The organism is Pseudonocardia sp. ICBG1142 (assembly GCF_020496255.1).
Taxonomy (GTDB): domain Bacteria; phylum Actinomycetota; class Actinomycetes; order Mycobacteriales; family Pseudonocardiaceae; genus Pseudonocardia.
This window is the reverse complement of record NZ_JAHLJC010000031.1, coordinates 204,196-217,756: the sequence shown is the minus strand read 5'-3', so window position 1 is coordinate 217,756 and position 13,561 is coordinate 204,196. Positions and strand designations below refer to the sequence as shown.

General features: G+C 69.1%; 14 protein-coding genes and 1 pseudogene. 7 read left to right on the top strand and 8 right to left on the bottom strand.

The features are described 5' to 3' along the window. Window positions 1-18: 18 nt before the first annotated feature. Window positions 19-1,770, bottom strand: coding sequence for a sugar transferase (locus tag KPL59_RS25365; RefSeq protein ID WP_226362255.1), 1,752 nt, complete (start codon window positions 1,768-1,770; stop codon window positions 19-21). 61 nt (window positions 1,771-1,831) lie between these two features. Between KPL59_RS25365 and KPL59_RS25360 the strand changes: the two genes are divergently transcribed. Next, on the top strand, window positions 1,832-2,827 hold the full coding sequence (locus KPL59_RS25360) for a hypothetical protein (protein ID WP_226362254.1): 996 nt from the start codon (window positions 1,832-1,834) through the stop codon (window positions 2,825-2,827). A 251-nt stretch (window positions 2,828-3,078) separates the two neighbouring features. After that, on the top strand, window positions 3,079-4,188 hold the full coding sequence (locus KPL59_RS25355) for an ROK family transcriptional regulator (protein WP_226362253.1): 1,110 nt from the start codon (window positions 3,079-3,081) through the stop codon (window positions 4,186-4,188). 65 nt (window positions 4,189-4,253) lie between these two features. On the opposite strand, the gene KPL59_RS25350 is transcribed toward KPL59_RS25355, so the two are convergent. Together KPL59_RS25350 and KPL59_RS25345 are read right to left on the bottom strand one after the other, a co-directional pair. After that, on the bottom strand, window positions 4,254-5,018 hold the full coding sequence (locus tag KPL59_RS25350; protein WP_226359769.1) for a transposase: 765 nt from the start codon (window positions 5,016-5,018) through the stop codon (window positions 4,254-4,256). Between the two features lie 182 nt (window positions 5,019-5,200). After that, the gene (locus KPL59_RS25345) at window positions 5,201-5,623 is read right to left on the bottom strand and encodes a hypothetical protein (RefSeq protein ID WP_226362252.1); all 423 of its coding nucleotides are present in this window, start codon (window positions 5,621-5,623) and stop codon (window positions 5,201-5,203) included. A gap of 147 nt (window positions 5,624-5,770) precedes the next feature. On the opposite strand from KPL59_RS25345, the gene KPL59_RS25340 reads away from it, so the two are divergent. Beyond that, a complete protein-coding gene (locus KPL59_RS25340; protein ID WP_226359656.1) occupies window positions 5,771-6,535 on the top strand; it encodes a transposase in 765 nt (254 codons plus the stop codon). Between the two features lie 12 nt (window positions 6,536-6,547). Here KPL59_RS25340 and KPL59_RS37820 read toward each other — a convergent pair. From KPL59_RS37820 to KPL59_RS25325, 3 genes and pseudogenes are all read right to left on the bottom strand, one after another. Then, window positions 6,548-7,273 (bottom strand): annotated as a pseudogene (locus KPL59_RS37820) (ABC transporter substrate-binding protein); the annotation flags it as partial. Window positions 7,274-7,487: 214 nt separating this feature from the next. Beyond that, a complete protein-coding gene (locus KPL59_RS25330; protein WP_226362251.1) occupies window positions 7,488-8,594 on the bottom strand; it encodes a HAMP domain-containing sensor histidine kinase in 1,107 nt (368 codons plus the stop codon). Next, window positions 8,573-9,244 carry a response regulator transcription factor gene (locus tag KPL59_RS25325; protein ID WP_075306665.1) on the bottom strand — a complete coding sequence of 224 codons (672 nt, stop codon included), beginning with the start codon at window positions 9,242-9,244 and terminating at the stop codon, window positions 8,573-8,575. Before KPL59_RS25325 ends, KPL59_RS25330 begins: the two co-directional genes overlap by 22 nt. 97 nt (window positions 9,245-9,341) lie before the next feature. Between KPL59_RS25325 and KPL59_RS25320 the strand changes: the two genes are divergently transcribed. The 3 genes from KPL59_RS25320 (at window position 9,342) to KPL59_RS25310 (ending at window position 11,019) form a co-directional block, all read left to right on the top strand. Further along, window positions 9,342-9,794 carry a hypothetical protein gene (locus KPL59_RS25320; protein ID WP_226362250.1) on the top strand — a complete coding sequence of 151 codons (453 nt, stop codon included), beginning with the start codon at window positions 9,342-9,344 and terminating at the stop codon, window positions 9,792-9,794. A gap of 101 nt (window positions 9,795-9,895) precedes the next feature. Next, window positions 9,896-10,561: an NIPSNAP family protein gene (locus KPL59_RS25315; RefSeq protein WP_226362249.1), complete on the top strand. Its 666-nt coding sequence runs from the start codon at window positions 9,896-9,898 to the stop codon at window positions 10,559-10,561. Beyond that, the gene (locus tag KPL59_RS25310) at window positions 10,558-11,019 is read left to right on the top strand and encodes a MarR family winged helix-turn-helix transcriptional regulator (RefSeq protein WP_226362248.1); all 462 of its coding nucleotides are present in this window, start codon (window positions 10,558-10,560) and stop codon (window positions 11,017-11,019) included. The genes KPL59_RS25315 and KPL59_RS25310 overlap by 4 nt, the downstream gene beginning before the upstream one ends. 95 nt (window positions 11,020-11,114) lie before the next feature. Here the strand turns inward: KPL59_RS25310 and KPL59_RS25305 are convergent, their stop codons facing one another. Next, window positions 11,115-11,729, bottom strand: a complete 615-nt coding sequence (locus KPL59_RS25305; protein WP_226362247.1) for a TetR/AcrR family transcriptional regulator — start codon at window positions 11,727-11,729, stop codon at window positions 11,115-11,117. 220 nt (window positions 11,730-11,949) lie between these two features. On the opposite strand from KPL59_RS25305, the gene KPL59_RS25300 reads away from it, so the two are divergent. Continuing rightward, the gene (locus tag KPL59_RS25300) at window positions 11,950-12,399 is read left to right on the top strand and encodes a hypothetical protein (RefSeq protein ID WP_226362246.1); all 450 of its coding nucleotides are present in this window, start codon (window positions 11,950-11,952) and stop codon (window positions 12,397-12,399) included. Window positions 12,400-12,494: 95 nt separating this feature from the next. Here KPL59_RS25300 and KPL59_RS25295 read toward each other — a convergent pair whose 3' ends face one another. Beyond that, a complete protein-coding gene (locus tag KPL59_RS25295; protein WP_043282725.1) occupies window positions 12,495-13,493 on the bottom strand; it encodes an ABC transporter substrate-binding protein in 999 nt (332 codons plus the stop codon). Between the last annotated feature and the right edge of the window lie 68 nt (window positions 13,494-13,561).

The following is a 13,561-nucleotide window of genomic DNA, read 5'->3' as shown; positions in this document are numbered from 1 at the left end:
CTCCCCGTCTGCCGACGGTCAGTAGGCGCCGTGTGACCCGAGCACGGCGTGCAACGTCTTCCAGAGGATCACCAGATCCCCGGTGAGCGACCAGTTCTCGACGTAGCGCAGGTCCAGCCGCACCGACTCCTCCCACGACAGGTCGCTGCGCCCGCTCACCTGCCACAGCCCGGTCATGCCGGGTTTGACGAGGAACTTGCGGGCGGCTTCGGGGCCGTAGGTGGCCACCTCGGCCGGCAGCGGCGGACGTGGCCCGACCAGCGACATCGAACCGCTGAGCACGTTGAACAGCTGCGGCAGCTCATCGAGGGAGTAGCGGCGCAGGATCCGCCCCACCCGGGTGACCCGTGGGTCGGACCGCATCTTGAACAGCGGCCCGGCCCCGGTGTCGGACGCGGCCAGCTCGACCAGGCGATCCTCGGCAGCCGGGACCATGGACCGGAACTTGATCATCTGGAACTCGGTCCCCCCCAGGCCGACGCGCCGCTGCCGGAAGAACACCGGGCCGCCGTCGGACCGGATCAGCACCGCGATCAGCAGGAGCACCGGCGCGACCAGGACGAGCAGGGCCAGGGCACCGAGCACGTCCATGCTCGTCTTGACCACCTGCCGTACGCCACCGAGCTTCGGGCGGGACAGCGCCAGCAGCGGAAACCCGTCGACCGGCCGGACATGGAGCCGGGGACCGGCGATCTCCATCAGACCCGGGTCGACGATCAGGTCGGCCCCGGCCTCCTCCAGGTCCCATGCGAGCCGACGCAGCCGCGCACCGGTGAGGCCGGAACCCGAACTCACCGAGACCACCTCGAACCCCCGGCTGCGCACCACGGCACCGAGGTCGTCGATGTCACCGAGAACGGGCACCCCGTCGACGTCGGCCTCGCCGCCCGTGCCCGTCCCGGAGGGCGTGCACGCTCCCGTGACGACCCAGCCGGAGTACGGATCACGACGCGTACGCAGCACGAGGTCCCGGACCGCACGCGGGTCACCCACCGCGAGGGTCGAACGGCTGCACCGACCGGAGCGGCGCGCGGCATGCAGCGGTCGGCGCACGAGCCAGCGGCCCAGCACCAACAGCACCGTGGTGACCGGGATCGCCCCGAACACCCACGGACGCACCGACAGCGAGCCGAACGCGAGGCCGGCGAGGCCGAGCAGGACCGCGGCCAACGCGCCGGCCCGACCGACCCGGTGGTACTCCGTCGTGCCGTGGCCGAGAACGGACGCGTCCCAGGCCTGGGTACCTGCCGCCGCCGCCAGTATCAGTGCCGGCGCCACGAGCGCGACCGGAACATGCGCCAGCGCACCCGACCCGGAGACCCCGTGCCGGTATCCGAATGCCCAGAACACGGCCGCTGCGACGACCACGACCGTCCCGTCGACCGCGAACACCGCGCGACGGAACTGCATCCACCACCGTGCGGGGGACGGCGCCGCCACCGACACCGGCGATGGCCGGACCGTCGGTGGCGGCAGGTCCGTCGAGGGAGCCAACCTGCTCGGCCGGGGAACCGACTTGACCATTCCATCCTCTCGACATGAAGCAAAGGAACTGTGCCGACGAGGCGACTCGCTGGCCGATGACCCCACCTTGCGCGAGCACTGACCCGGATTAAATGAGCAGGGCCGGTTCAATGTCGGAATCAGGCCGTTCGGAGTAGCGACCGTTGACAGGTGGGTACTGTCAGCACCAGGTCGATCACGACGAGCTTCCTGGCGCCCCGCGCTTTGCCGCCCGACGAATGCGCTGCGGATCGAGACGACTGTCACGTTCCCCTCGATCGCCGAAATCGGACGGGAACATCATCGACAAGCCGACCGAGGAGCCACCATGAACCGACGGTCCCTGCTGAAGATCGCCGCAATGACGGCATTCACCGCTGCATTGCCGGAATCATCGGAACGCGGAGAGGGCGACCTGGCCACATCGACCGCCGAGCACCGTGGCGGATCGAACTTCGGCTGGTACGACCTGGCAGCGGGCTGCCGCCGTGAACCGTACGGGGTGATCAGTGCCTACCACCGGGCCCCGCGGCGGATCCTGGACCGGCTTCGGCAGATGCACGCCGCGGGGCAGCGACGGCTACGCATTCCGGTGTTCCACAAGCACGGACCCGACGAGGGGACCTTCATCGACTCGACCGGTGGCCGGATGAGCGATCGGTCGGTCGCCGCGCTCGCCGGTCTGCTCGCCGCCGTCCGCGCGACGGGCTTCCAGGAGGTGGAGATCGGGCTGTTCCCCGGCAAGCAGAACTCACCGAAGAGCTGGACGCGCTGGGAGCAGGGCCTCTACCTGGAGAACCTCGGCATCGTCGAGCACGCCCGAGCCGTCGTACGGGCCTCCGGCCTGCCCTACCTGCTGGACCTGTCCAACGAGCTCGTACCACCACCGGGCCGGCCGGTGGCGCTGCGCTGCGCCCGACAGCTGTGGCAGGACTACACCGAGCGCCACGGCACCGCCGACACCGTCGGGTTCTCGTGCATCGGCGACACCGAACGGTTCACCATGCTGCCCGAGATCTACCGCGACGTCGCGCCCGACCGTCTCGAGTTCCACTTCTACGGCACCCCGGCCAACGACGAGTGGGCACGTTTCCTGTCCGCGCACCGAACCACCCGTGCCGCCGGCCTCGGGTCACGGCCATGGGTGATCGGCGAGGTGTTCTCCGACGACGCCGTCGCCGCCGCGAACTTGGCACGGGCGGTGCGGGCGACGGGGCAACGAGTGCACGCCCTCTACCAGTGGCCGCTGACCCGGCGGCAACTCTGCGCGGACGTGGAGACCGTGCCCGTGTCGTTCGCGGCCTACGCCGCTCACGGGTTCTGACCGCCGGGAGCACGGTGACCCGGCGTGCCCGGTCCCTCACCGGCTGCAGATCTGTCACATCGGCGACATCGCTGTGACACGGCTAGGACAGTTCCGTGACCTGCCGACGACGACCGCCGTGCAGCCTGAGCTGAGCTCAGCCCCGGGCCCGGCTCAGCCGCGCCGAGCGATGCCCGGATGCCCCACGGCCCCGTCCGCCCGCCCGAGGGGTGAGTTCGGCCCGTCCAACAGCCAGCAGTAGGTGAGGGAGCATGCGCAATCGCGAACTGGTGCTCAGTTCGATCCAGCAACACCCCAATGTGACCCGGTCACAGATCGCTGAGCTGCTGGGATTGCCCCGCACCACCGTCACCGCCGCGGTCGCCTCCCTGGTCTCGGACGGCAGGGTGGAGGAGAACCCCACCCGACCCACCCACCGACGGGGCCGACCGGCGATGCTGCTGCGTGCCAGCGAGGCCGTCCGCCTCGTCGCGGCGGTGATCGTCCACCGCCACCACGTGCGGGTGACCCTCCACGACTCCGACGCCAAGCAGTGGGGCAGCGGGCGGAGAAGCCTGGCGCAGCTCGCGGAGGGCAGTGTGCTCCCCGTGGCGCGCGCCCTCCTGGACGAGCTCCTCGCGGAGGTGCGCACCCCACTCACCCCCGTTCTCGAGCGCGTGGTGGTCGGCGTCCCCTGCTTCCCCGACCCCGAGGGACAGATCTCGATGACCACCTTGGTCGAGGAGGCACTCTCGGACCGCACGCGGGCCGGCGTCCTCGGCGAGGCCCACCGACCCGCGCTCGTCGCCTACCACGCCAGCCTGGCCGCGCTCGGGGAGTTCGAGTTCGGCGCGGCCCGCCGGAACCCGGAGTTCGTGTACCTGAAGTGCTCGAGGAACAGCATCGGAGCCGCAGTGGTCATGAACGGCACGGTCCGCCGCAGCGGGCGGGAGCTCACCGGATCCATCGCGCACCTGCACGTCGAGGAGGACGGCCCGCCGTGCCTCTGTGGCAGGCGGGGGTGCCTGGGCAGCGTCCTGGGCCCGACACGAGCCGAGATCCCCCGCCAGCGTGACTCGGAGGATGTCACCAGCGATGAGGCCCACGGGGACGACCGTCCCCTGTCGCGGCGTGGACGACGCGCGCTGGGCACCACTCTCGGCCGTCTCCTCGCACCCACCTGCGCGATCCTCGAGCCACAGGCCATCGTGATCGACTCGGCCCTCCGCCCGTTCGACGACGAGATCAGAAGGGCCATGACCGCCACGCTCCGGGACCACGCCGGCCCGGCAGCCGTCCGTGGGCTGGAGATCATCACCGGCGCTCTTCCCGACGCCGAGAGCGCCGGCGCCACCGCGTTGTCCCGCCGCGCCGCGATCTGAACCGGCACCACCGGGGAACGACCGCCGTGGACAGCGCAGCGACATGGAGGCTTATTCAGGCTCCGTCAGGTAAGTGTGTAGAAGATGAGTCCGATGACTGCCGAGATTGTCGTTTTAAATGTGGCGTAGGGCCGCCGGTAGTCTGTGTGGAGAACTTTCCACGTTTTGATATGGGCGATGACTCGTTCGATGGTGGCGCGTGTGTGGTTGAGGCTCTTGTTGAATGTTTTTTGCCAGTCGAGAAGTTCCCGGCCGGGTGGTTTTTTGAACGGGGTGAGCATGCCGCGCCCGATGTATCCTTTATCGCCGATCGGGGGGTATGTGGCGAGGTGGTCGAGGGCGCCGGATTGGTCGAGGCAATATAGGTCGTGTCGGGAGCCTGGGGTCGGGTCGGAGATCCACGACAGCTGCCCTTCCAGGGTGGCTGCGACCTGGACGACGACGCCGGTGGTGCGATGCTTGCCCGACCACAGACCCGGCACCGCGGCCCATGACCAGCAGGGCAGCAAGGTTCCATCGATGATGTACTGCCGATCGGCACGAAGCTCCTCTGCCGTCGGAACGACACTCCGCAGCGCCTGTGCCAGCAACGGTGTCACCCCCGTGATCGCTCGACTAACCGTCGACTGCGACACCCCATAGGTTTCCGCCAACTCCCACTGCACACGATTCCCGCGCAGATACGCCAACGTGATCACCACCGACCAGAACAACCCCAGAATCGGCGGCCAAGGCCGTCGCAGGCCAGTCGCGTTCCGCTGATCCTGCTCATGCACCAGAGCGGCAAGATCCTGAATCTCATCACGCCGAAAGCCAGTGGCATAGTACATACTGCGACAACCCGTTCATCTTGGATTGATTCGGCAAATTAATCTTCGCGATGGACGGGCTGTCGCCCAACCCGACACGCCGGGCTAGATCGTTATTTCACGGGGCCTGAATAAGCCTCATGGACGACACGAAACAGAATCGCCACCGTCCGACCACGGGCGACTCCGAACGATTGTCGCCGTCAGTCGTGGTTCTTCCAGAAAGCGATCGACCTCTGCTTCATCTGAGCGACGAAGTCGACTGCCGAGATCTGGCCCTGCATGAGTGCTGCCGCGGGGGGATCGAGGACCTCGTGGGTCCACGGCCCGTACTCGAGGTCGAGACCCGAACCCCAGGGATAGACCTCGCGTCGGGAAAGTGCGTTCTCGAGTGACGCGAGCTGCCGCGGTGCCGGGATGTCGGCTCGCGGGGTGAGGTTGTCCGCCCGCTCGGAGATCTTCTCCAGCTGGCTGCGATTCATGAAGTACGCGATGAACTTCTGTGCCGCCGCGCCGTTCTTGGCGGACTTGGGGATGGCGAAACCGAAGAGTTCCACGCTCACGACCGGGTCGCCACCGTTGATGGCCGGGAGTTGGATGGAGGTCGGTCTGAAGCTCGGCGCCATGTACGGTTCGGCCTCGCTCGGAAGCCAGGAGGCTTATTCAGGCCCCGTGAAATAACGATCTAGCCCGGCGTGTCGGGTTGGGCGACAGCCCGTCCATCGCGAATATTGGTTTGCCGAATCAATCCGAGATGAACGGGCTGCCGCAGTATGTACTATACCACTGGTTTCCGGCGTGATGAAATTCAGGATCTTGTCGCTATAGTGTATGAGCAGGATCAGCGGGACGCGACGGAGGCACGTTTGTCTTGGCCGCCGGTTCTGGGGTTGTTCTGGTCGGTGGTGATCACGTTGGCGTATCTGCGCGGGAATCGTGTGCAGTGGGAGTTGGCGGAAACCTATGGGGTGTCGCAGTCGACGGTTAGTCGAGCGATCACGGGGGTGACACCGTTGCTGGCACAGGCGCTGCGGAGTGTCGTTCCGACGGCAGAGGAGCTTCGTGCCGATCGGCAGTACATCATCGATGGAACCTTGCTGCCCTGCTGGTCATGGGCCGCGGTGCCGGGTCTGTGGTCGGGCAAGCATCGCACCACCGGCGTCGTCGTCCAGGTCGCAGCCACCCTGGAAGGGCAGCTGTCGTGGATCTCCGACCCGACCCCAGGCTCCCGACACGACCTATATTGCCTCGACCAATCCGGCGCCCTCGACCACCTCGCCACATACCCCCCGATCGGCGATAAAGGATACATCGGGCGCGGCATGCTCACCCCGTTCAAAAAACCACCCGGCCGGGAACTTCTCAACTGGCAAAAAACATTCAACAAGAGCCTCAACCACACACGCGCCACCATCGAACGAGTCATCGCCCATATCAAAACGTGGAAAGTTCTCCACACAGACTACCGGCGGCCCTACGCCACATTTAAAACGACAATCTCGGCAGTCATCGGACTCATCTTCTACACACTTACCTGACGGAGCCTGAATAAGCCTCCAGGATCCCTGCAGGAACAACGCGGCCCTGCCCTGGGCCCACTTGATCTGCCCGGCCGGGAACTGCGCGTCGGTGTAGGCGTGGCCGAAGTAGCCGCGGCGCACCAGCTGCTCGAGCCTATCGACAGCGTCCAGGACGGCCGGGGCGTTCCACGCCTCGCCCGTCCGGTCGCCGGCCGACCGCACCAGATCCTGTGGTCCCAGCGCTCGCTGCAGGACCAGCAACGGCCAGAACGCCTTGTTGGTGTCGAGCGCGATCGGTGTCACGCCGCTCGCCTGGATCCTGGCGAGCACGGCGACGAAGTCGTCCCAGTTCTCCGGTGGCTTCGCAGCGACGTCCGGGTACTTCGCCGCGTCCAACCACAGTGCCTCGCCGGTCACCTCGTAGGGGATCAGGTAGGGCTTGCCGTCCCGCCCGTTGAGGAAGGGCCGGTACTTCGGTGGGATGACCTCCGAGATCCTCTTGTTCTCCCCCGGGATCGGCTGGTCGAGGACAGGGGTCATGTCCGCGGACTGGCCGGTGTCGGCCAGGACGGTGCGGAGCTTGGTCCTGGACTGGTCCACCAGGTCGGCGTAGGCCCCCTGGGGCAGCGACGGGGCCAGATTGTCCAGCACCCGCCGTCCTTGCCACCGGACGTCGACCGTGATCCCGGTGTCCCTGGTGAACTGGTCGATGGAGGACTGGAGGACCTGGCCCTGGGGCTCCGTGGGCCGCCACATCGACCAGTACGTGAACCTGGTTCCGTCGCCGGAGTCGACGCCGTCACCGGGGCCGCACGCCGCCGAGACGGCGACGACGCCCGCCACGGCCGCGGCGGCGACCAGACGTCGCCAACCCCGGCGTGACCGTACGGGAGCCTTCATGTGGTGGTTCCGCCCATCTGCAGGATCGGGCAACGGCCGCTCCCTCTCGTCGCGGCAGGCCGGTCGGCTCTCACCGTGCGGGCAGATCGACCCGCACCCGCAGGCCCCCACCGTCACGCGCCCCCAGTTCGAGGGACCCGCGGTGTGCCCGCACGATCGCCGCGACCACCGACAACCCTAGTCCCGCTCCGGCCGCGTGGCCGCTCCGCCCGCGGTCGTCGACCCGCCGGAACGCATCGGTCAGGCTCGGCAGCGCCTCCTGCGGTACGACGGGTCCGGTGTTGTCCACCTCCACCCAGGCGTGCCCGCCCTCGGTTCCCGTGCGGATCCCGACCCGGCCGCCGTCGAGGTTGTGGACGATCGCGTTGTGCAGCAGGTTCTGTGTCATCTGCAGCAGCAGCGGCGCCGATCCGGAGCAGGGGGCGGGTTCGGTCCCGTCGGCGTCGAGGGTCACCCTCCGGCGGTCGGCCACCGGGACCAGCGTCTCGACGGCTTCCTCCGCGACCAGCGACAGGTCCACCCGCTCGGTGGTCAGCTGCCCCTCCTGCGAGCGAGCCATCACCAGCATCGCCTCGGTGGTCGCGATGGCGTGTTCGTTGATCCGCCGGAGCCGCCCCAGCAGGTCTCCGGTGTCGAGCGAGCCGGGGTCGGCCTCGGCGACGTCGAGCAGCGCCCTCGTCGCGGCCAGCGGGGTCCGCAGCTCGTGCGAGGCGTTCGCGGCGAAGCGGCGCTGCTGGTCGTCGTGGCGCTGCAGCTGGGCGAGCATGTCGTCGAAGGTGTCGGCGAGCCGCCCGAGCTCGTCACGGGCGCCGGCGTAGCGGATGCGGTGGGTCAGCAGCCCTTGCGAGGTCAGCTGCGCGGCGCGGGTCAGACCCGGCAGCGGGCGCAGGATGCGGCCCGCCAGGAACCACGAGACCCCCAGGGCCACGCCGAACAGCACCACGACGACGACCGCGGCCCGCGGCGCGAACGCCTCGAAGATGTCCTGCCGACCCGGGGCCCACCCGTCGGTGTCCGCGCGGACGAGGGCGGCGTCGGGGATGTAGCGCAGGATGAACAGCGCCACCACCGCCAGCAGCACCGTTGTGGTCCCGAGGAACAGGCCGACGTAGCTGAGCGTCAGCTTGGCACGGATGCCCAGGTGCACCCGCCCGGTCACCCCACGCCGTCGGTACACAGCCGGTATCCGACCCCGGGCACGGTCTCGATGATCCACGGCTCGCCGAGTCGCCTGCGCAGTGCGGAGATCGTGACGCGCACGGAGTTGGTGAACGGGTCGATGTTCTCGTCCCAGGCGCGGGCCAGCAGGTCTTCGGCGCTGACCACACCGCCGGCCTCGCCCGCCAGTACCTCGAGCACGGCGAACTGCTTGGGTGTGAGCGGCACGAGTCTGCCGTCGCGGTGGACCTCGTGCCGGTGGGTGTCCACCCGCAGGCCGCCGTACTCGTGCACCACGGGCAGGGCACGCGTCGACCGTCGGGCCAGGGCGCGCACGCGCAGCTGCAGCTCTCTCATGACGAACGGCTTGGTGAGGTAGTCGTCGGCGCCGGCGCCGAAGCCGTCCTCCTTCTCCGCCAGGCCTCCTGCGGCGGTCACCATGATGATCCGCGGGCCGGGGCCGCGGTGCCCGATCCGGCGGGCGATCTCGTCCCCGTCCGGACCGGGCACGTCACGGTCGAGGACCGCGACGTCGTAGTCGTTGAGCCCCAGCAGGTCGAGCGCCTCGTGGCCGTCCGCGGCGACGTCGACGACGGCGGAGTCGGAACTCAGCCCGGCCCGCATGGCCTCCCGGATGTCCTGGTCGTCCTCGACGACGAGTACCCGCACGATCCCTCCCCGGCTCGCTGGACCGTCCAGACTAGGAGCCAGCACCGTCCGGCGTCGCTTACGGTCTCGCAACACCGCCGAGCCGAGGGTGGTGGACGTGACGCCGACGACCGCACACGCACCGACCGTCCCGAAGCATCGTCCCGCGCACTCCAGGGGCGCGTCGATGATCGTGCTCCCCGTGCTGACGGCCGTGCTCGGATGTGGGTGGGGTGCGCTGTCGGCCAGCGCCCGGCTCGCCGAGTTCGGCTCGATCGTCGCGGTGACCGACACCTGGTGGTCATGGGCCGCGGTCCTCGGGCTCTCGGCGATGGTGTCCCGCAGGTTCAGCACCAACCTGATGTCGGTGCTCGCCTGCGGCATCGCGGCGGTCAGCACCTACTACCTGCTGAAAGCGCACTGGATGATCGGGTTCTCCTCGCGCCACCGCGACTTCTGGCAGTACCTGCAGACGGACTCCTGGGAGAGGTGGACGCTGCTGGTACTCGTCTTCGCCGTACCGGCGGCCGTCGTCGGGACCGCCGTGGGCCGGCTTCTCCGGCTCCCCTGACCCAGCGGGTCGACACCGCCCGGCCTCGTCGACGGCGACTGCATAGGCTCCTAACATGTAGGTTCCTACTGTTCTGTCGCGGCAACCGGAGGGACCACCCCATGACCGAGCCGGCTCCGATCACGGGCGAGGACCTCGATCCCGCGTCCCGCGCGGTCCGCTACGAGTACACGACGCTGCACTTCAGGCTGACCGGCGCCGACGCCGCGCTCGCCGGGGTCGAGCCGTGGGTCACCGCACCCGACGCCCACGGCGAGTTCCTCGGCTGCTGGTACGCCGAACACGGACCGGTCGGCCGGGCCTATGTCCTCCGGTCCTTCGACGACGACGCCGAGCTGGCCGCCGAGCGCGCACGTGCCGCCGCGTCCCGCCACCCCTTCGGCGCCGGCGACCACCTCACCGACCTCTCGATGGCCGGCTTCGCCCCGTTCCCGTTCGTGCCCCGCGTCCGACCCGGCGGGTTCGGGCGGATCTACGAGATCCGCGACTACCACCTCGTCCCCGGTGGCCTGCCCGCCACCATCGACGGCTGGCGCCAGCGGCTGCCCGGCCGCCACGTCGTGGACCCGATCACGGTGGTGATGTACGCACTCGACGGGCCCGCCCGCATCGTGCACATCTGGCCGTTCGACAGCCTCGACCAGCGGGTCGAGGTCCGCCGCGACCTCGTCGCGACCCACCGCTGGCCCCCACCGGGAGGTCCGGAGCACATCATCGAGGCCGACTCGATCATGGCCTGGCCCGCTGCGTTCTCGCCGCTCGCGTGAGCGGCAGTGCTCCCGAGCCGGCCGGGTTCGGCGAGTTCCGCACGGCCTCCGGCGAGCTGTTCGCCCGCATGCGGCAGGTCCGCGCCGCCCTGGCCCGGAGCTGCGACCCGTCGCTGCCCCTGGCCCAGCTGCACCTCGTCGAAGAGCTCGACTCCAGTGGCGCACTGTCGGTCGGCGAGCTCGCCGCCCGCGCCGCCGTGTCCTCCCCCACCGTCACCGGGATGCTCACGACGTTGGAACGCAACGGCATCGTCGACCGTCGACGCAGCCCCCACGACCAACGGCGGGTCGAGGTCACCCTCACCGACCGGGGCCGCTCGATCGTCCGGGAGCAGCAGCATCGACTGAGCGAGCGTCAACGCCAGACCTTCGACCGCCTGAGCCCGACCGAGCGCCGCGAGACCGTCGACACCATGCGCAGGCTCACCGAGCTGCTCGGCCGGCTGGATCCACCGTGAGGACCGGGTTCCCGCAGCGGCGCACCTGACCGGCACCGCGCACGGGATCTCCACGGGCCAGGTTCGCCCGAGGACCGTCGTGAGGCCGAGCGCCCTCAGGGCGGGGGATCCGGTGTCAGGAGCGCCATGACCTCGGAGGTGACCTCGTCCCGCGTGCCCAACGCGGGACGAGGACCGTGCAGCCGGTCCATCACCGCGTGGTGGAAGCACCTCGCCTGCACCAACGCGGCGGCGGCATCGGGGTCGAGATCGGCGCGCACGGCGCCGGCATCGACGTAGCTGCGCAGCGCTACGGCCAGTGACCGCGTGAACTCCTCTGGTCCACCGGGGGCGCGCGCCAGCATGTCGCGGAACCGCTCGTGCAAGGTCTCGTCGGCCAGGACGGTCACCGCCACCGCCGCCATCCGCCGCTCGTGTTCATAGACCTGCCCGATCACTCCGGCCAGTGCATCGCGCACGACCTCCCCCGCGGCGTGGGGCGCGCCCTCGAAACCCATACTGCGCGGGACGCTGTCGAGAATCACCGCGAGGATCAGCTCCTCGCGCCCGGAGAAGTGCCGATACAACGCACCGGCCGACAGCCCGGCCTCCTTCGCCACGGCGTCGACCCGGACCCGGGCGACCCCTCGCTCGTCCATGAGCGTGCGCGTGGCCGCCAGAACACGGCTACGCGTGTCCGGTATATCGCTGCTACCGTCGTGAGTGAACATTCACTCGCACTCGTTCGCTGCTCGCTGTCCCACAGCCACGAGTATCCCCTCGAGAGGACCGGCGGCCGTGACCGACGAGCCCACCTCGGCAAGCGATGTCGCTCCACCGACCACTCACGCAGCCCGGTCTCCAGCAACGACTCCGCTCCGCGCCGCCACGGGGCGGACCCGACGCGGCCCGCGAGGCCGGCGGACACTGTCGCCGCGCAGCCGGAAGACCTTGCTCGTCGTCCACGTCGTGGTCTCGGTCGGCTGGCTCGGAGCGGCCGTCGCGATGATGGCCCTCGCGCTCCGCGGACTCCTCTCGACGGATCCGAGCGTCCGGGTCGGCGCCTACGCGACCATGCACTACTTCGACCTCGCGGTGAACGCACCACTCTCGATCAGCATGCTGATCACGGGCGTCCTCTGCTCGGTCCTCACACCATGGGGCCTGGTCAGGCACTGGTGGGTCCTCGCCAAGCTCGTCCTCAGCGCCGGGCTCCTGCTGGCCATCCCGTTCCTCTCCGCCCCCCGCCTGCACGAGCTCACCGAGACCATCCCGGCCGCGGCCGAACCCGCCGGCACCGCGGCAGAGGTCCTGGCCATCTCGATCACCGGAGTCACCGTCCTGACCGCGGTCACCGCCCTCTCGGTCGTCAAACCCTGGGGACGCACACCCTGGTACTGACCCCGGAACGACACGGATCTCGTACATCGCGAGCGGGGACACCGGATCCGCAGCCGCGCGGCGTTGGACGCCGGGCGGCTGCGGACCGGTCCCGGTCAGCCCGTCGCGGCGCCGACCTTCTTGAGGACGTCGAGCTGACGGTCGATGGTCCAGGGGATGTTGAGGACCGTCGGGTAGTTCTCGGCGACGCCACCGGCCTCGTCGGACTCGAAGTAGCGCTGCTGCTTCACGACGTCGAGGTTGGCGAACAGCGGGTCGGCGAAGAGCTGGGAGCGCAGGTCGGCGTTGGCGAACGACAGCGACAGGTAGTCGACGTCGAGCAGGCCGATCTGTTCGGCCGACAGCGACCGGTTCTTCACGTTCGCGGCGATCTCCGGGTCGATCCGCAGCCCGAGCGCGGCGTAGACCTGAGGCATGGTGGTCGTGGAGTCGGTGGGGACGACGAACGTGCCACGCTCGTAGTAGTAGGCGGTGGCGTAGGTCTTCCCCTGCAGGCCGGGGATGGCCGCGGCCGTGTCGGAGATCTTCTTCTCGACGCCCTGGACCACGCGGGCGACATCGGCCTCCTTACCGACGGCCTTCCCGATCAGCGCCGCGTTGTCCTGCCAGGTGTCTTTGTTCCACCCCTTCTGGTACACGACGGTCGGCGCGATCTGGCTGAGCTGCGGGTAGAACTTGTCGATCGTGCTCAGGTTCGTCGCCAGGATGAGGTCCGGCTGCAGCGCCGCGATCTTCTCGAGGTTGACCTCCTGGGACGGCTCGACCACCACCTCGCTGCCCGCGAAGTCGACCTTGCCCTCCTCCCAGGGGTAGGGCCTGCCGGGGGTGACGGCGTTCTCGTTGTGCCCGACGGTGGTGATCCCGATCTGGCTCAGCAGGTCCTGCTCGTAGCTGAGCGCCACGATCCGGGTGGGTGCCGCCGGGATCGTGGCCTCGCCCAGCGCGTGGGTGATGGTGACCGGGAACGTCCCGGAGGCCTGACCGGCGGGAGGCTGGTCGCCGCCCTGCTCCGCGGCGCCGCCACAGGCGGTGAGCGCGAGCACTGCCAGGATCGCGAGCAGCGCGCCGCCGACGATCCTCCTGGTTCCGTGCATGTCCATCCTCTCCTGTTCAGTGTTTAGGGCAACCTAAGTCAGGAGCGGGCGGCGAACGAGCATCGCCA